The organism is Embleya sp. L77 (assembly GCF_055557415.1).
In genome coordinates this window covers 6660474-6677919 of sequence record NZ_CM145709.1, presented here as the reverse complement: position 1 = coordinate 6677919, position 17446 = coordinate 6660474, and the positions used below count along the sequence as shown (strand labels likewise).

Annotated in this window: 13 protein-coding genes and 1 pseudogene; 6 read left to right on the top strand and 8 right to left on the bottom strand. The window is 72.5% G+C overall.

Features of this window, described 5'->3' with window-relative positions:
* Positions 1-550 precede the first annotated feature (550 nt).
* Positions 551-907, bottom strand: coding sequence for an arsenate reductase family protein (locus ACZOOI_RS28440; RefSeq protein WP_465278504.1), 357 nt, complete (start codon positions 905-907; stop codon positions 551-553).
* A gap of 648 nt (positions 908-1555) precedes the next feature.
* Positions 1556-4846 (bottom strand): AfsR/SARP family transcriptional regulator, encoded by a 3291-nt coding sequence (locus tag ACZOOI_RS28435; protein ID WP_465278503.1) that lies wholly within the window; start codon positions 4844-4846, stop codon positions 1556-1558.
* A gap of 170 nt (positions 4847-5016) precedes the next feature.
* Here ACZOOI_RS28435 and ACZOOI_RS28430 point away from each other — a divergent pair, with 170 nt between their 5' ends.
* Together ACZOOI_RS28430 and ACZOOI_RS28425 are read left to right on the top strand one after the other, a co-directional pair.
* Complete coding sequence (locus tag ACZOOI_RS28430) at positions 5017-6084, top strand: NADP-dependent oxidoreductase (protein WP_465278502.1); 1068 nt, start codon at positions 5017-5019, stop codon at positions 6082-6084.
* A gap of 53 nt (positions 6085-6137) precedes the next feature.
* On the top strand, positions 6138-6743 hold the full coding sequence (locus ACZOOI_RS28425; RefSeq protein WP_465278501.1) for an NAD(P)H oxidoreductase: 606 nt from the start codon (positions 6138-6140) through the stop codon (positions 6741-6743).
* Positions 6744-7060: 317 nt separating this feature from the next.
* On the opposite strand, the gene ACZOOI_RS28420 is transcribed toward ACZOOI_RS28425, so the two are convergent.
* The 5 genes from ACZOOI_RS28420 to ACZOOI_RS28400 form a co-directional block, all read right to left on the bottom strand.
* Positions 7061-9619 carry an ABC transporter permease gene (locus tag ACZOOI_RS28420; protein WP_465281307.1) on the bottom strand — a complete coding sequence of 853 codons (2559 nt, stop codon included), beginning with the start codon at positions 9617-9619 and terminating at the stop codon, positions 7061-7063.
* A complete protein-coding gene (locus ACZOOI_RS28415; RefSeq protein WP_465278500.1) occupies positions 9619-10368 on the bottom strand; it encodes an ABC transporter ATP-binding protein in 750 nt (249 codons plus the stop codon). Before ACZOOI_RS28415 ends, ACZOOI_RS28420 begins: the two co-directional genes overlap by 1 nt.
* Positions 10369-10666: 298 nt before the next feature.
* Entirely contained in the window at positions 10667-11347 is a 681-nt protein-coding gene (locus ACZOOI_RS28410; protein WP_465278499.1) for an ArsR/SmtB family transcription factor, read from the bottom strand.
* Between the two features lie 156 nt (positions 11348-11503).
* Positions 11504-12034 (bottom strand): DUF1697 domain-containing protein, encoded by a 531-nt coding sequence (locus ACZOOI_RS28405; protein WP_465278498.1) that lies wholly within the window; start codon positions 12032-12034, stop codon positions 11504-11506.
* Between the two features lie 233 nt (positions 12035-12267).
* Complete coding sequence (locus tag ACZOOI_RS28400) at positions 12268-12834, bottom strand: TetR/AcrR family transcriptional regulator (RefSeq protein ID WP_465278497.1); 567 nt, start codon at positions 12832-12834, stop codon at positions 12268-12270.
* Positions 12835-12935: 101 nt separating this feature from the next.
* Between ACZOOI_RS28400 and ACZOOI_RS28395 the strand changes: the two genes are divergently transcribed.
* Together ACZOOI_RS28395 and ACZOOI_RS28390 are read left to right on the top strand one after the other, a co-directional pair.
* Positions 12936-13430 (top strand): FBP domain-containing protein, encoded by a 495-nt coding sequence (locus ACZOOI_RS28395; RefSeq protein ID WP_465278496.1) that lies wholly within the window; start codon positions 12936-12938, stop codon positions 13428-13430.
* Positions 13431-13618: 188 nt separating this feature from the next.
* Positions 13619-14458, top strand: a complete 840-nt coding sequence (locus ACZOOI_RS28390; protein WP_465278495.1) for an NAD(P)H-binding protein — start codon at positions 13619-13621, stop codon at positions 14456-14458.
* A gap of 288 nt (positions 14459-14746) precedes the next feature.
* On the opposite strand, the pseudogene ACZOOI_RS28385 reads toward ACZOOI_RS28390, so the two are convergent.
* Positions 14747-14926: pseudogene (locus tag ACZOOI_RS28385) on the bottom strand (EstA family serine hydrolase); the annotation flags it as partial.
* A gap of 346 nt (positions 14927-15272) precedes the next feature.
* Here ACZOOI_RS28385 and ACZOOI_RS28380 point away from each other — a divergent pair.
* Together ACZOOI_RS28380 and ACZOOI_RS28375 are read left to right on the top strand one after the other, a co-directional pair.
* On the top strand, positions 15273-16016 hold the full coding sequence (locus tag ACZOOI_RS28380; RefSeq protein ID WP_465278494.1) for a PadR family transcriptional regulator: 744 nt from the start codon (positions 15273-15275) through the stop codon (positions 16014-16016).
* A gap of 209 nt (positions 16017-16225) precedes the next feature.
* A complete protein-coding gene (locus tag ACZOOI_RS28375; protein ID WP_465278493.1) occupies positions 16226-17392 on the top strand; it encodes an ATP-binding cassette domain-containing protein in 1167 nt (388 codons plus the stop codon).
* Positions 17393-17446 lie beyond the last annotated feature (54 nt).

Here is a 17446-nt window from a genome sequence, read left to right as displayed (position 1 = left end):
TAATCGGACACATGTCTCCCGTTTTTCCACCCACCCCACCAAGCTCCACCCGTCAAAACGCACCGTCGAAGGACGACGACGGGGGCACGGGGCGACGGGGCTTCGGGGCCGGCTGCGGGTCCGGTTGCGGTTGGGGGACGGGCGTGGGGGCCGGCTGGGGCTTCGGCGCGGGCGCGCGGACTCTGGGGCGGGTCGGGCTGCGACTCAGGCGCGGGCACTTGCCCCGGCTCGGGCTCGGGCTTTCGCGCGGCCCCGGCTCAGGTCGGAACTCGGCTCGGGCTCGGGCTCGGGTCCGGCTCGGGATCCGCCGGCTCAGGTAGGGCTCCGGTTCCGGCTCAACCACCGGCTCCGGCGCGGGCACGGCCTCCGGCTCGAGTCAGGGCGAACTCCGACTCGGGTCGGGCCCCGACCCCGGCTCGGCCACCCGCCACGGCTTGGGCTTGGGCTCTGGATCCGGCCCCGGCTCGGGCTCCGAATCCGGTTCGGAATCCGGCTCCGGCTCGGGGTCGGGCTCGGGATCCGACACCGGCTCCGGATCCGGTTCGGGTGCTCAGTCGAGGACGGAGCGGACCGCCTCCGGGGTGCGGGCGACTACGGCGCTGCCGTCGTCGGCGGTGATGATCGGCCGTTGGATCAGGATCGGATGCTCCGCCAACGCAGCGATCCAACGACCCCGTTCGGCCGCCTCACGGGCCCACGTCTTCAGACCCAGTTCGCCGGCGATCGACTCACCGGTACGCGCGATGTCCCACGGCTCCAGCCCCAGCCGAGCCAGGACGGCTTCGAGTTCGGCCACGGTCGGCGGCTCCTCCAGATAGCGCCGCACGGTGTACTCGGCCCCTTCCGCATCCAGCAAAGACAACGCCGACCGGCACTTCGAACACGCGGGATTGATCCAAATCTCCATGACCCCCGACCGTACCCCTCACCCCGCTCCGGCCCCCCACCACACCCAACCGAACAAACCCCCACCTCGGCCCAACCACCCAACTCCCAGCCAACCAAACCACCATCCCGATCCCACGCGAGGCCAACCCCCGCAGCCCAGCAAACCACTCCGAAAACCACCCACCCGAGCCGGCCAAACCTTCAACCCGACCGCGCTTGAGGCCAACGCAGCGAACTCCCGGGGTCGGTCGAACCATCAGCCGGCAGGCGTTGAAGGTCCACCCAAACGATCAGAGTCCCGACGTCGGCCGAAACCACCAGCCCGGCCGGCGCCTGGGCCAACCCAACCAAGCCAACACGCGGCGTTCGCCGAAACCCTCAGCCCGGCCGGCACTTGAGGCCAACCCAACCAAGCCAACACCCAACGCCCGCCGAAACCACCAGCCTGGCCGGCGTTTGAGGCCAACCCAACCGACCCGACACCCAACGCTCGCCGAAACCACCAGCCCGGCCGGCGTTTGAGGCCCACCAAGCGAACACGCAACGCCGCCGGAATCATCAGCCCGGCCGGCGCCTGAGGCCGGCGCGGAAGAGACCGGGTCGCATCGGCGACGGGGGCGCCGACCGTCCCCGCTGCCGCCGGCCGCCAGGCGTCACGCGTCACGCGTCACGCGTCGGCGAATGCGTCCAAGTCGCCCGAGGGTCGGTCGGCCCCGATGCCGAAGGCGGCCGCGTAGGCCGAAGCGCCGAGCGCCCCGAGGGCCGCCGCCTCGATCCGCGTCACGTCGCCGCGTTCGGCGACCGGCAACGGCGCGCCGATCGAGGCCCGGAGTGCGTCCGCGCGGCCCAGCAGGGTCGCCGCCTCGGCCGGCCGGCCCGAGATCGCCTCGACCCCGGCCAGGCCCTCCAGCGCCAGTGCAACGGCCCGCGGATCGCCGGATGCCCGCGCCGCCGCCAAGCCCTCCGCGTGCAATTCCCGCGCGCCGACCGCATCCCCCCGCAGTTCGGCCACGAAGCCCAACTCGGCCAGCAGCAGCGTCACTCCGTAGAACGGCACGCCGTAGTCCTCGTGCAGCCGACGATTCCACTCCAGCGCACTGCGCAAATGCCGCTCGGCCGCCGCGAGGTCTCCCGCCCGCCGCGCCCCCAGTCCGAGCCCCACCTCGGCGAACTCCTCGGCGAACCGGTCCGACTGCCCGACCGCAAGCCGCCGCGCACGCTCGTGGAACTCCTCGGCCCGTGCGAATTCACCCCGCAACAACGCGATCCGGCCGAGCCCGGACCATCGGTAGGACACATCCGTCCACAGGCCCAACTCCTCGGCCCCGCGCAGCCCTTCGCGATGCAGCGCGGCGGCGCGGTCGTACTCGCCGGACACCTCCGCCAGATAGGCGAGTTGGTCCGACGCCTGCACGAGCCCCCAGCGATCGCCCAGCGCCGCGAACCGTGCCGCCGCGTCCGCCGCCGCCTCACCGGCCGCCGCCAGGTCACCGCGGAACATCGCCGCCTTCGCCCGACCGGTCAGCGCCGCCGCCACGCCCCACGTGTCGTCCGCCGCGCGGAAGCCGGCGAGGGCCCGTTCGATCAGTTCGCCGCCCGCGTCCGCGTCGCCCACGTGCAGGTGTGCCAGGCCCAGGAACCATTCGGCCCGGGCCCGCCCCGGCACGATCCCCTCGTACGCCCGCAACGCGTCCCGACTCTGCCGCACCGGATCGTTGCCGTCCCCGATCAACATCGCGAACCCGGCCCGCCAGGCCCCCGCCGCCGCCCGAGCCGGGTCCACCGCACCCACATTTGCGGCACCCACCCGACCCTCCACCGCCGGCGCCAACGCCGCGTCCAGCGCCCGCCACGCCTCGCGATAGCGCCCCCGCAGGAACCGGTACCACGCCGCCCCACCCGCCAGCCGCACCGCGAGCCCCGCGTCCGCGCGCCGCACCGCGCCGTCCAGTGCGCTGCGCAGGTTCCCGTTCTCCGCGTCCAGCCGGGTCAACCACTCACGCTGATCGGGGCCGTACAGACGCGACCCGGCGTACTCGACGAACTCGGCCAGACAGCCGTCGTGCCGACCCTGCACCACATCGAACTCACCCGCCGCGTACAGGTGTTCCATGCAGTACGCGGCTACCGACTCCAGCAGCCGATACCTCGGCCCGTACGGCCCCTCGAGCACCGCCACCAGCGAACGATCGACCAACCGCCCGACCAGATCGAGCACGTCGGCCCGGGCCACCTCGGTCCCCGAGCAGACCGCCTCCGCCGCCTCGGGGGTACATCCGTCCGCGTGGATCGCCAACCGGCGCAGCACGATCCGCTCCGCCGTGCCGAGCAGTTCCCAACTCCAGTCGATCATCGCGCGCAGCGTCTGCTGCCGGGCCGGCACCCCGCGCCGACCCACACCGAGCACCCGGAACCGGTCGTCCAGGCGCGCCGCGAGCCCGTGCACGCCGAGCCCGCGCACCCGGGTGGCGGCCAGTTCCAGAGCCAGCGGAATCCCGTCCAGGCGACGGCAGATCGCCGCGATCGCGTCCGCCGTATGGGCGTCCAGTACGAACCCGGGTGCCGCGGCGGCCGCCCGGGCCACGAACAGCCGTACCGCCGTGGACTCGGCCAGTGCCGCCGGTTCCGCCCCGACGGCCGGCACCACCAACGGCCGCACCACGCACAGCACCTCGCCGCCCACCGTCAGCGGCTCCCGACTCGTGGCCAGGATCCGCAGCTCCGGCGCGGCTCGCAACAGCAGGTCGGCCAGTTCCGCGACCGGTTCGATCACGTGCTCGCAGTTGTCCAGGACCAGCAGCAGCCCACGCCCGCGCAGCGCGTCCGCCAGCCGGGTCCGCGACTCGGCCGCGCGATGCCCCGCACCGGCCGTCACCTCGTCCCGGATGCCCAGCGCCGAGGCGATCGCGTCCGCCAGGTCGTCGCCGCTCGGGTCGCGCCAACCGGCCAGTTCGACCAACCACACCCCGTCCGGGAAGGCCGCGTCCTCGACCGCCCGAGCCGCACTCTCCAGCACGAGCCGCGTCTTGCCCACCCCGCCGGGGCCGGTCAGCGTCACCAACCGGGCGCCCCGGAGCAGCCCGTCGACCTCGGCCACGGCGTCCTCGCGGCCGACCAGTTCGGTCAGCGCCGCGGGCAGATTGGTCCGCGTCCGCGCGGCAACCCCCGTCGCCTCCCCGTTCGCCGCATCGGCCGGCGCCGCAACCGCGGCCAGGCTCGGATCCTGCGCCAGGATCGCCCGATGCAGCGCGGCCAACTCCGGCCCCGGATCCAGGCCCAGTTCCTCCGCCAACCGCTCGCGCAGTTCGGCATACCCGGCCAACGCCTCCTCCTGCCGTCCGGAGCGGTACAGCGCACGCAAGTGCGCCGCACGCAGCCGCTCCCGGACCGGATGCAGCGCGACCTGTTCCCCCAACTCGTCGGCAAGCAGCGTGTGTTCGCCCAGTTCCAGGCGCGCCTCGGCGTAGTCCTCGATGGCGGTCAGCCGTTGCTCGTCCAGCCGGGTGATCGCCGTGCGGGCGAACTCCTCGTCCCGAAAGTCGGCGAACGCCGGCCCACGCCACAGCGCGAGCGCATCCGCGAGCAACCCCGCCCGGGTGCGCACGTCGGCAGCGGCCCGCGCCTGTGCGATCAACTCGGCGAACCGGTCCGCGTCCACGGCGTCCGCGTCCACGCGCAGTTCGTAGCCGGGCGGGCGGTAGGCGACCAGTTCGCGACCTCCGGGCTCGGCCGCCTCCAGCGCCCGGCGCAACTGGGAGACCTTGGTCTGCAGCGTGTTCGTCGGATTGCCGGGCGGGTCCGCGCCCCACAGGTCCTCCACCAACAGGTCCGCGGAGACCGGGCGGCCGCGGTGCACGAGCAGGTCCGCGAGCAGCGCACGCACCTTCGACTCCGGGACCCGAACCGGCCGTCCGTCCGCGGTCCACACCGCCAGCGGACCCATCACCCCGAAGCGCATGCCGCCACGTTAGCGCAGGTCAACCGGGTCCTGACGGTCGCCCGGCGGCGCCCGTGCGTGGACCCGCAGGATTCCGTGCGCGGCCGACGCCACTCTCGTGTCATCGAGTTCGGGACGCCCCGAACGAGACACACCGAACGGCACGAAACACCGAACCGGGAGCCCACACCATGTCCACGAACACCACCACCAACACCAACGTCACCACCGCTACCGCCGCCCACGCCCTCGTCACCACCGGCCGCGAGATCCGCCTGGCCGCCCGCCCCGTGGGCACCCCCACCGCCGACGACTTCGAGCTGGTCACCGCCGAGATTCCGGCCCTGACCGAGGGCCGGATCCTGGTCCGCAACACGTGGATGTCGGTCGACCCGTACATGCGCGGCCGGATGGACGATGTCGAGTCGTACATTCCGCCGTTCGAACTCGGCGCGGTCCTGGACGGCAGCGCGGTCGGCGAGGTGATCGCCTCCCGCTCCGACGCGATCCCGGTCGGCGCGACCGTGTCGCACTTCGCCGGCTGGCGCGAGTACGCGGTCGTGGATGCGGCGACCGCCATCGTGCTGGACACCTCCGCGGTCCCCGCCCAGGCATACCTCGGTGTGCTGGGCACCACCGGTCTGACCGCCTACGCGGCGCTGACCGAGGTGGCCCCGGTCCGCGAGGGCGACACCGTGTTCGTCTCCGGCGCGGCGGGCGCGGTCGGCAGTGTGGCCGGCCAGATCGCCCGCAAGCTGGGCGCCTCCCGGGTGATCGGCTCGGCGGGCGGCCCGGCCAAGGCCGCCCGGCTGCGCGACGAGTTCGGTTACGACGTAGCACTGGACTACCGGGCCGGCGCGATCGGCGACCAGCTCGCCCAGGCCGCTCCCGAGGGCATCGACGTCTATCTCGACCACGTCGGCGGCGACCACCTCGAAGCGGCCATCGCGAACGCCAAGGTCGGCGCCCGGTTCGCGCTGATCGGCGCGATCAGCGGCTACAACGCGACCGAGCCGGTGCCCGGTCCGAGCAACATCTTCCAGGCCTACGTCCGGCGGCTGAATCTGCGCGGCCTGTTGGTCACCGATCACTTCGCGCTGTTCCCGGAGTTCACCGAGCGGGCGATCGGCTGGCTCGGCGACGGTTCGCTGCGCACGCAGGAGACCGTGTTCGAGGGCATCGAGCAGGCTCCCGCCGCCTTCCTCGGTGTGCTCGACGGCGTCAACACCGGCAAGATGCTCGTCCGCCTGGCCGACTGAACCCCCCACCCCCTCCCTTCGTCACCGACGCCACCACCGAGGAAGGCCACGCCATGACCACCGAAGCGCCGCACGCCCTCGTCGTTTTCGCCCACCCGCGGGCCGACTCGCTGACCGCACGGGTCGCCGCCCGAGCCCGGGCCCGGCTGCGGGCCGACGGCCACACCGTGGACGTACTCGACCTGCACGCCGCCGGGTTCGACCCGCGGATGACTGTCGAGGACGAACCCGACTGGGCCGACCGGGACAAGGTCTACAGCGCGGAGGTACGCGCACACATGGCCCGGATCGAGGCGGCCGACACGATCGTCGTGGTCTTCCCCGTGTGGTGGTTCGGCCTGCCCGCCCTGCTCCAGGGCTGGATCGACCGGGTCTGGAACTACGGCTTCGCCTACGGCCGCAGCCGCCCGCGCCTGGCCGGCAAGCGCATGTTGTGGCTCGGCCTGTCCGGCTACTCGCACGAACATTTCACCAAGGGCGGCTGGGACGACCTGCTCGACCGCCGCCTCCGCATCGGCATCTCCAACTTCGTCGGCATCGAAGACGCCCACGTCCACCTCTTCCACGACACGATCGCCACCGGCGCCCACGACACCACTCTCCTCACCTCCACCGAAAAGGTGCTGACCACCTTCACCCACCCAACCCTCACCCCCTGACCCCTCGACTCCGAAGGCGCCGGCCGGACCCCGACCGGCGCCTGAGCCAAACAACAACTCACCCGGCACAAACCAGCCCCGCAGGCCGGTTCCAATCAGCCCGGCCGGCGTTTGAGGCCAATCAGCCCGGCCGGCGCTTGAGGCCAATGAGCCCCGCCGGCGTTTGAGGCGAAACAGCCCCGCCGGCGCTTGAGGCGACCTCGGCCGAAGGCCGGGTTCCCAGCCCGGCCGGCGCATGAGGCCAATCAGCCCCGCCGGCGCTTGAGGCGACCTCGGCCGAAGGCCGGGTTCCCAGCCCGGCCGGCGTTTGAGGCCAATCAGTCCCGCAACCCCATCGTGTCCGCCGGATTCCCCCGCAACGCCACGCGACCAGGCACGACCGTCGCCACGAGTGCCAACCCCGTCGCTGCCACCAACACCGCCGCATACGTCAACGGCGGCGCATACGGAGAGGCACTCGCGGTCATCCCGACGCTGTACGCGGTCAACGTCGCATACGCGACCACCGTCCCCAGCACGGCGGCCAACACCACCACCGCCCCGGTCTCCCAGCGAAGCATCCGCATCACCTGCCGACGCGTGGTACCCACCAGTTGCAGGAGCGCGAACTCCCGCCGCCGCGCCGACGTCGCCATCACCAGCGTGTTCACCACCGCGATGCCGGTGAACGCGATGATCAGCCCCATCGCGACATAGTTGACCTGGGCCTGGGTACCGGCCTGGTCCCGACGCGTCTGTTCGACCTCGCCCCGATCCAGCACCCGGACCCCGGGAAACCCGCCCAGCGCCCGCTGCAACGCCGCCCGCGACAGTGCAGACTCGGCCGCGACCGCATCCGTACCGGAAATCAGCACCGCCTCCGCCGCCGGCCGATCCACGTGCGCCGCCACCAGCGCATGAGGCAGCGTCAGATCGCCGAAGCCCAGGCCGCGTTCGTACACCGCGATCACCTTCAGGGTGACCTGGACCCCGTCGCCCATGGTGATCCGCAGATCATCGCCGACCCCGACCCCCTTGGTCCTGGCCGCCAGTTCACTCACCGCGACCGTGCCGTCGGCAAGCGCCGCGAACGAGCCGGACCGGGTCTTCGGGTCGAGCGTGCGCTGCACGCCCTGCGGAGTGACGCCCTGGGCCGGGAACTTGTCCTGGCCGGCCCGCACGAGCGTGTGCAGGACCTCGGTCGCCACCTCGACCCCCGGCACCGCCCGCACCGCCTCCGCCGCCCTGCCCGGCACCCCGGGGCCCGCGACCAGCGTGTAGGCGGCCAACGTGCCCGCCTTCGCCTGCTCCCCCGCGGCGTGGCTCGCGGTGGTCTGGGTGAACAGGATGGTGGACGCCATCGCCACCGCCAGGCTCAGCGGCGTCACCACCGCGGCCACCCGCTCGGCGGCCGCCCGTGCGTTGCGCGCCGCCAGGAACCCGCTGATCGGCGACAGGCGCCCGACCACCAGGCCCAGTACGGCGATACCCGCGCGCGCGAGCAGCGGACCGAGCAGCGCGATCGCGACGGCGGCGACGATCACCGTCAGGAAGGTGACCGGTGTGGACTTGGGTTCGGTGTCCAGGGTGCGCAGCACCAGCAGGAGTACGCCGTAGCCCAGCGCCGCGACCACGCCGCCGATCGTGCGCACGACGCCGAGCCGCGGTCGTTCGATCGCCGCGTCCGCGAGCGCCTCGGTCGGCCGGACCCGCGCGGCTCGGCGCACCGACACGCGCGCCGCCGTCCAGGCCGCGAACAGGGTCAGCAGTACCGCGCCGATCAGCGGGATCGGACTCAGCTTCAGCGCCAGCGTGTCCGGCATCGCGCCGAACGCGACGAACCGCCCGTGCAGCCAACGGGCCAGCCCCAGCCCGGCGAACGCGCCGAGTGCGCCCGCGATCAGGCCCACCACCAGTGCCTCGCGGCCCACCATCCGGCGGATCTGCCGAGGCGTCGCGCCGATCGCCCGCAACAGCGCGATCTCGCGTCGGCGCTGCTGGACGGACAGCGCGAAGGTGCCCACCACGACCAGGATCGCCACCAGCAACGAGGTGCCGCCGAGCGCGCCGCCCAGGCTGACCAGGGTCACCCGGGCCTTGGCCGCGGCGGGGAACTCGGCCGGCCCGCGATCGGTACCGGTACGCAACTGCGCGCCGGTGCCCGCCAGGGCCTCCCGGGCCGCTGCGCGCACCGTGCTCGGGTTGGCGCCGGGTGCGGTGAACAGGCCCACCGAGGCGACCTGTCCGGGGTGTCCGGCCAGCCGTCGGGCGTCCGCGTCGGCGAAGAACACACTGGCCTGCCGGGCCAGGGCGTCCCGGCCGGGCGGCGCCGCGATGCCCACCACGCGGTAGGCGCCCGGGGCCTGGCCGGCCTGCACGGTGACCGTGCCGCCGACCGGGACCGCGGCCCGGCGGGCCAGATCCGCATCCAGCACGACCTCGCCGGGCGCCGCCGGTGCCCGGCCCGCACGCAGCGTGAACGGGGTCAGTCGGGCCGACTCCCAGGCGTGCCCCCACGCGTTGTCGTCGGTGTCCAGGGCCCGGCCGGAGGCGGTGAGCACGTGGGCCGAGAAGGTCAGTTCCGGGACCACGGCCTCGATGCCCGGTACCGCGCGCAGTTTGTCCACGGCGGCCGTGTCCAGCCACGCCCGCTCGGTCAGCGGCTTCGACTTGGTCTTGGTCTTGCCCTTCTTGTGCTTGGTCCAGTGCAGGTTCTGGTCGGCGGTGACCACGGTGTCGGTACCGGCGTAGCGCTCGATCCGGATGTCGCCGCGCAGGCCGGTCTCCAGCAGCGCGCCGCACGCGGTGACCAGGGCGGCCGCGCACACCAGCGCGACGAACGCGCCGGCGAAGCCGCCCTTGCGGGCGCGCAGGGTACGCAGGGCGAGGAAGAGCATCAGGCCCACGCGCCCAGGTGTGTCATCCGGTCCGCGATCCGGTCCGCGGCGGCCCCGGCCAGGGTGTCGGTGATCCGTCCGTCGGCGAGGAAGAGCACCTCGTCCGCGTAGGACGCGGCGACCGGATCGTGGGTGACCATCACCACGGTCTGGCCCATCGCGTCCACGGTGTCGCGCAGCAGCGCCAGCACCTCCTTGGCGGTGACCGTGTCCAGCGCGCCGGTGGGTTCGTCGGCGAAGACCACCTCGGGCCGGGTGACCAGCGCGCGGGCAATGGCGACCCGCTGCTGCTGGCCGCCGGACAATTCGGCCGGCCGGTGTTCGGTACGCCCGGTCAGGCCCACCCGCTGAACGATCTCCGCCAGCCAGGCCCGATCCGCCTTGCGGCCGGCCAGGCGCAGCGGCAGCGTGATGTTCTCCAGCACGGTCAGCGAGGGCATCAGGTTGAACGCCTGGAAGACGAAGCCGATCCGCTCGCGCCGCAGTTCGGTCAGGCCGGTCTCGGACAGCCCGGACAGGTCGGTGTCGCCGAGCCGCACGCTGCCGCTGGTCGGCCGGTCCAGGCCGGCGGCGCATTGGAGGAACGTGCTCTTCCCGGAGCCCGAGGGCCCCATGACCGCGGTGAAGCTGCCGCGCCGGATGCCGACGGTGACGTCGTGCAGTGCGGTGACTGCGGCGGTGCCCTTGCCGTGGATGCGTCCGACGCCGGTCAGCGACACGGCGTCGGGTGTCTGGTCGTGCGTACTCATGGTGCGGTGCCGCCCTTGTCTCTTCGGATGGGGATCGATGCCGAGCCGGACGGATTCCGGAGTCGCCGACACGTGCGCCGGCGCGCGGCGCATCGGCGGCTCGGTGCTCGGGTTTGGGCTTGGGTGAGGTGCCGAGGTCTCGGACGGCCGGGTCTCGACAACTCGGATCTCGAAATTTGGTCTCGAAAATTTGGGTCTCGAAGAGCGGGCCCGGACAGCCGGGTCCCGCATGCCGGTGCGCCCGGCCGCCGGGGCCCGCACGCGTCGGGTGCCGGGAACCGAATGCCGGACCAACCGCTCAGCGACGGCCGGTTCCGGGCTCACCGCTTCCGGCTTCGGCGCTCTCCGGTGCCCCGGCCCCGCCGTCGTCCCGCCCACCGTCGTCGTGCCCGTCGTCGGCCCCGCCGTCGTCGCGCCCACCGTGCGTGGCCGGGAACGTGAGGAAGCGGGTCCGTACCACGCGGGCCCCGGCCGGCAACGGTCCGGCCCGCTTGTACCGGTTGAGGAGCGCGATGTACTCCTCGAAGAACTCGCCCAGTTCGGCCGGGGTGACATGGATGGTCCCGCGCGAGTACGGCATGTCCATCCCCCCTTCGGCCTCGGTCGTGGTCTGCGCCCTGCGGTACTCCTCCAGGTCGGCCGCGAACGCCAGGCGGTTCAGCTCGTCGACGACCGGCCGAATCTCCTCGCTCTGCTCGCTGCGCGGCGGGAACCGCAGATCCCGCTGCACGGCGCGCCACCACCGCTCGCGCCCGTGTGCGTGCGGATCCACGAAGTCCTCGACGAACCCGTGTCGGGCCAGCTCCCGGAGGTGGTAGCTGGTCGCGCCGGTGTTCAGTGCCAGCGCCCGGGCCAGCGACGCCGACGTCGCGGGCCCACTCGCCTCCAGTTCCCGCAGGATCCGTTGGCGTCGGGGGTGCGCCAAAGCCTTCAGCGCTTCGAGTTCGCTGACATCTCGGCGTTCCGGTGACACGGCCACGTATGCACAATAATCTGTGCACAGGAAATTGTGCAATGGTCTCGACGGTGATCGCGCCCACCGCCCGAAGACGCGGCGGGTCCCGAAACGCCGGTCGATCACCCGAGGCCGATCAGGCGGAGCCGGGGCCGCCGCCATCGGATCGTCGCCCCGCTCTCACTCCACCATCGCGAGCAGCTTGGTCACCGTGTTCCAGTTGCGGACGGTGGCCGTGTTGCCGAGCTTGCGGGCCAGGATCGGCGACAGCCGGGCCTTGCCCAGGCCGTCCGGGAAGTACATGTACAACTCGCGGTCGCCCAGCCGCAGTTCGTCCGGCGCGTAGCCGGCCGGATCGACCTGGCCGAGCGCCTTCGGATCGGCGGCCGGGCTCAGGAACGCCACCGCGCACTTGGCCGGGTCGGATACCTCCAGCGGATTCGCCGCGACCACCGCGCGCAGTTCCGCGCCGCTGCGCACCATCACGTCGACCGCGAATCCGAACTCGCCGGCCAACCCGGCCTCGATCGCCGCCACCAGGTCGGCGGTCGGCTGTTCGGCCGCCTCGAAAACCGCGTTCCCGCTCTGCAACAGCGTCTTGACCTCGGTGTATCCCAGCTCGGTCAGGACACGACGCAGATCCGCCATCGGCACCCGGCGATGCCCACCCACGTTGATGCCGCGCAACAGCGCCACGTACTTCGTCACCATGTGCCTCCTTCGCACCCGGGATCGCCCGTGCGACGCCCGCTCCGCGCACCATGATCGAACCGATCGCGCCGATTCCATCGCATCCGGCGACGGCACGCCGAAGCGGGCCCGGTCGCGGCGGATCACCTCGCGCCCGGCGGCCCTGGGCCGGATTCACCCGGACCGGCTCAGCCGACCGGTGCGGCCCAAACGGGTCGGCCGACCGACTCGGCCGACCCGTTCAGCCGACCGCTTCAGCTCGGCCAGTTCTCCAGCGCCACGTGCAGTGCCTCCACCGCCCGGTCGAAGGACTCGCTCGGTTTGCGTACGTGGCCGAACCCGCCGTTGCCCTCGAGCACCGCGAAACCGTGGAAGACGCTGCGCAACAGCCGTCCCGCGTCGGTCAGGTCCGGCTCCTCCAGGCCGTAGGCGCGCAACATCGCGTAGGTGTTGTCGACATTGCGCCGGTAGCCCTCCGAGGTGGCCAGCAGTGCCGGGTCGATCCGCGCCTGGGTCGCCGCGTAGCGGCCGGGACGCTCCAAGGCGAACTCCCGGTACGCCCGGGCGAAGGCGATCAGCGCATCCCTGCCCGCCCGGCCCGCGACCGCCGCGCCGATTCGATCGGCCAGTTCGTCGGCGGCCAGCATCGCGATCCCGAGCCGCAGTTCCTGGAGGTTCTTCACGTGCGAGTACAGGCTCGCGTCCTTGACCCCGAAGCCGCGCGCCAGCGCGGTCAGGGTGATCTTCTCGAACCCCACCTCGTCCGCCAGATCCGCCGCCGCACGCGTCACCCGTTCCGCCGTCAGTCCCGCCCGAGCCACACGCAACCCTTCCGTCGCGGCGCCGGTCACCGCGCCGTTCGCGTTTCCTAGAGCCTCTAGGTATTTGCCTAGGGTACCTAGGCACTGTTAGTTTCCGCCGCATGAACCCACTCACCGAGCAGGACATCCGTACGTCGTTCGTCAACTGTTCCAAAGGTGCCGCACAGCGCCTTCCGGTACCCCGTGACCTGGCCGAACGCCCGTGGGCCGACCTGGATTTCCTGGGTTGGGGAGATCCGGGGGCACCCGACCGCACCTATCTGGTCACCGAATACCAGGGCGGGATCGTCGGCCTCGCCCTGCGCTTTCCCGCCCAGCAGCGAGGCTACCTGCACCGCAGCATGTGCTCGTTGTGTCTGACCACGCACCCGGGCCGCGGCGTCTCGCTGATGACCGCGCGCAAGACCGGGCGGGCCGGTCGGGACGGCAATTCGTTCGGCGTGTACATCTGCACCGACCTCGCCTGCTCCCTGTACATCCGTGGCCTCAAGACCCCGGCCCCAGGCGGGCGCTTCGAGGAGTCCCTGAGCCTGGCCGAACAGATCGAACGCACCCGAACCAACCTGTCGGCATTTCTGGCCAAGGTCATCGAGTAGCCCGCCGCCCGTGCCTCGGGGACCGGCCTCATCGGGCGGCCGGTCCCGAATCCGGTCACGGATTCGACCTCGGATCCGACCTCGGATCCGGGACCGGCCGAAAGGCCTTGACCTCAAGTGGCGTCGAGGTTGCAAGATCATCTCGACGAGGCGGGACCAACCGTCTTCGAACCACGAGGGACTCGCACATGATTCTGGTGACCGGGGCAACCGGAAACGTCGGCCGACAGGTGGTCGGGCAACTACTGGCCGCGGGAGTCCCCGTGCGGGCGCTGGCGCGCCGTCCGGAGGCGGCAGGGTTGCCCGCCGAGGTCGAGGTGGCGGCTGGCGACCTGGCCGAGCCGGACACCCTCGCGGCGGCTCTGACCGGGGTCGAGGCGGTGTTCCTGGTCTGGCCCTTCCTCACCACCGAGGGTGCGCCCGGCGTGCTGGACGCGATCACCGCGCACACCGATCGCGTCGTCTACCTCTCCTCCTCGCGCGTGCGTGACGATGTCGACCGGCAGGCCGACCCGATCAGCGGGCTGCACGCCGGGATGGAAGGCGTGATCGCGAAGTCGACCGACGCGTGGACCTTCCTCCGGGCGGAGACCATCGCAAGCAACGCACTGGGGTGGGCCGGCCAGATCCGCGAATCCGGCGTCGTCCGCGGGCCGGACCTGGCCGCCAAGCCGGTCGTGCACGAACGCGACGTCGCCGCATCGGCGGTCCGCGTGCTCACCGAGGACGCCCACGCGGGGGCCACGTACGTCCTGACCGGTCCGGAGGTGGTCAGCCGGGCCGACCAGGTCCGGCTGATCGGCGCAGCAATCGGCCGGACGCTGCGCTTCGAGCCGGTCCCGGTGGCCGCCGCACGAGCCCGGATGCTCGCCGACGGCCGCCCGCCGGCCCTCGTCGACGCGCTCCTCGCCGGCGCCGACGCACCCGCCGAACCACCGCTGATCACCACCACGATCCGGGACCTGACCGGCACCCCGGCCCGCTCCTTCGAAACCTGGTCCCAAGACCACCGCCCCGACTTCACCTGACCACCACGCGTCGCGGGGGGGGCGGCGCGGCGCACCCGGGGGGGTTCGGGGCAAGGCGGAGGGCCCACGGCGGGGCGGGGGACGTACCAGCCGCGGAGGCGCGCGGCCGGCGGTTTGCGGGGCCCGACGGCGCGCGAACTCCGGCGCCGCGCCGAGCCCGAATGCCCCGACCCCGCCCGGGGCCACGACAGCGGACCGGGCACGGGTGGAGCAAGACGGTCCCCGCTGGCGCGGTCGTGTGTGGCCGGCCGGGAACGGTCCCCGGCCGGCCGCACACGGCCGTCCGAGTCAGGCGCCGATCGACCGGAAGACCGCCGCCGCCAGCCGAGTGTTCTCCGGGGCCGCGCCGCCCGGGTAGGCGAAGCGACGTCGGGTGTAGGCGTAGGCGGTGCCGCTTCGTGGGTCGGCGAAGCCCAGCGAGCCGGCCGCACCGCTGTGGCCGAACGCGTCGTCCCCCAGGAACTCGTAGCGCACGCCCAACGAGGGCGGCGGCGAATTCGGCCCGAACCTCCTCGAATCCCGCCGCGACGCTCCCCGACACCGCCATCTCGCTCGACATGCTTCCCCCCATGATCTCGGACGTTCACCGAACGCCAACCCCGATGCACGCCAGCGAAATTCCGCCTCGCCGCATATCCGTCACCGCGAATTCGCGCCCGCCCGACGGCGACCCGCCCCATGGCATGCCATCCCTGCGACCCGCCCGAATCGACCGCATGCGCATCCGTCGCCCCCGACCTCCGCGGGGCTGGACTCCGGCTACCCGCAGTCGTATATTCGGTGACGAGTATTCGCACTCTCCCGGAGGCGGTCCATGGCTCGGCGCAAGATCGACAATCCGCTGGCGCTCGCCGTGCTGGTGACGGTCGCCGAGCAGCCGCGCCATCCGTACGAGATCGCCCAGCTGCTGCGCAGTCGGGGCAAGGAAAACAGCATCAAGATCAACTACGGCTCGCTGTACACCGTGGTCCGCAACCTGGAGAAGCACGGTCTGATCGCCGCCACCGGGGTCGACCGTGAGGGCCGCCGGCCGGAGCGCACCACCTATGCGGTGACCGAGGCCGGCGACGCCGAGATGCGCGAGTGGCTGAGCGAGCTGCTGTCCGTTCGGGTGCACGAGTTCCCGCGCTTCGAGGCCGCCCTGTCCCTGATGGGCGTGCTCAACCCGGACGAGGTGACCGACCTGCTCGGGCGTCGCGTCGAAGCCATCGACGCCCACGTCGCACGCGGGCGCGCCGAACTCGCGGAACTCACGAGCTTTCTGCCCAGGGTGTTCCTGATCGAGAACGAGTACGAACTGGCCATGGCCGAGGCCGAGGCGCGCTGGGTGCGCGGCCTGCTCGCCGAGATCGCGGACGACAGCCTCTCCGGTGTCACCGAGTGGCGCCACTTCAGCGCGACCGGCGAAACCCCGGCCCGCTGGGCCGACATGGACACCGCGGGCCAAGCAGTCCTACCCGGCGAACTCGGCGAACTCGGCGAAGTCGACGAGCCCACCGAATCCGCTGAACCCACCGAACAAGACCGGGGAGCCGGCACCGACGACCCCACCCGGTAAATCCACGACCCCGGACCGAAGAAAGGCCCCCGGGCGGTGCTCGAACACCGCTCCCGAGGGCCGGGAACCTCGCACCGAAACCCTGCGGCAACAGGGACCGGCACATATGAGGTGCACCAAACTCATCGTATCCCCGGTCCTCTTGTCGCAGGTCGGCGAGCCACGCGGCGTCGCCGTACCGAATGTCGACCGGAGGGATCCACTCCACCATGGAACACACCGCACGGACGGCGGCAACCGTCCACGACGGTCGCGCGCCCGGACACGCCGGACGCGCCGGCACCGGCGCGCCCGCGATCGAGGCGCACGATCTCGTCAAGACCTATCCGCTCAAGGGCAGCCCTCAGGGCGTCCGGGCGCTGGCCGGGCTGAGCCTGAGCGTCGCGCCCGGCACCGTCTTCGGCCTGCTCGGGCCCAACGGCGCGGGCAAGTCCACCACCGTCAAGATCCTCACCACGCTGGCCGCCGCCGACTCCGGTACGGCCCGGGTGGCCGGGCACGACGTGGCCCGGGACCCGGCCCGGGTCCGCCGGGCCATCGGCGTGGTCGCCCAGCGCTCCGGCGCCGACCCGGCCGCCACCGCTCGGGAGAATCTGATCCTGACCGGGCGCCTGTTCGGCCTGCGCGGTCGCGAGCCCGGCCGGCGCGCCGACCACCTGCTCGACCGCTTCGGCCTGGCCGAGGCCGGGCGCCGCCCGGTGCGCACCTACTCCGGCGGCATGCAGCGCCGGCTGGATGTGGCGCTGGGCCTGGTCCACCATCCCGAGGTGCTCTTCCTGGACGAGCCCACCACCGGCCTCGATCCCGAGGCCCGCGCCGACATGTGGGACGAGATCGGCAGCCTGGCCGGCGAGGGTCTGAGCATCCTGCTCACCACGCACTACCTCGACGAGGCCGACCGGCTCGCCGCGCGACTGGCCATCGTCGACCACGGCCGGGTGGTCGCCGAGGGCGCCCCCGAACAGCTCAAGTCCGGATTGCGCGGCGACGCGGTGCACGTGGACCTGCTCGACCCGGCCGAGCCCGCGGTGCGCGACGCGCTGGCCCGGGTGCCGAGCATCCGCGAGATCACCGTCGATGTCCGCGCGGTGCATGCCCGCGCGGACAACGGGGCCGCCGCGGTACCCGAAGTATTGGCGGCGCTCGACCACGCCGGCGCCCGGGTCGGCGCGGTCACGGTGGCCCGCCCCTCGCTCGACGACGTCTACCTGCGGCACGCCGGCCGCCGCTTCGACGCGGCGGACACGACGAATACGGCGAATACGACGAGTTCGACGGACGCGGCGGACGCGGCGGACGCACCCGATGGCGCCGATGCCGAGACCACCGCAGCCGACAACCTCCGTATCGACGCCGCCGAAGGAGAGACGCGATGACCACCACCGCCGCTGCCGGCGTCGCCACCACCGCAGACACCACGCACGTCCCGA

Coding starts and splice junctions, on each gene's coding strand:
- ACZOOI_RS28440 (WP_465278504.1), bottom strand. CDS start 907: ATGGAGATTTGGATCAATCCCGCGTGTTCGAAGTGCCGGTCGGCGTTG.
- ACZOOI_RS28435 (WP_465278503.1), bottom strand. CDS start 4,846: ATGCGCTTCGGGGTGATGGGTCCGCTGGCGGTGTGGACCGCGGACGGA.
- ACZOOI_RS28430 (WP_465278502.1), top strand. CDS start 5,017: ATGTCCACGAACACCACCACCAACACCAACGTCACCACCGCTACCGCC.
- ACZOOI_RS28425 (WP_465278501.1), top strand. CDS start 6,138: ATGACCACCGAAGCGCCGCACGCCCTCGTCGTTTTCGCCCACCCGCGG.
- ACZOOI_RS28420 (WP_465281307.1), bottom strand. CDS start 9,619: ATGCTCTTCCTCGCCCTGCGTACCCTGCGCGCCCGCAAGGGCGGCTTC.
- ACZOOI_RS28415 (WP_465278500.1), bottom strand. CDS start 10,368: ATGAGTACGCACGACCAGACACCCGACGCCGTGTCGCTGACCGGCGTC.
- ACZOOI_RS28405 (WP_465278498.1), bottom strand. CDS start 12,034: ATGGTGACGAAGTACGTGGCGCTGTTGCGCGGCATCAACGTGGGTGGG.
- ACZOOI_RS28395 (WP_465278496.1), top strand. CDS start 12,936: ATGAACCCACTCACCGAGCAGGACATCCGTACGTCGTTCGTCAACTGT.
- ACZOOI_RS28390 (WP_465278495.1), top strand. CDS start 13,619: ATGATTCTGGTGACCGGGGCAACCGGAAACGTCGGCCGACAGGTGGTC.
- ACZOOI_RS28380 (WP_465278494.1), top strand. CDS start 15,273: ATGGCTCGGCGCAAGATCGACAATCCGCTGGCGCTCGCCGTGCTGGTG.
- ACZOOI_RS28375 (WP_465278493.1), top strand. CDS start 16,226: ATGGAACACACCGCACGGACGGCGGCAACCGTCCACGACGGTCGCGCG.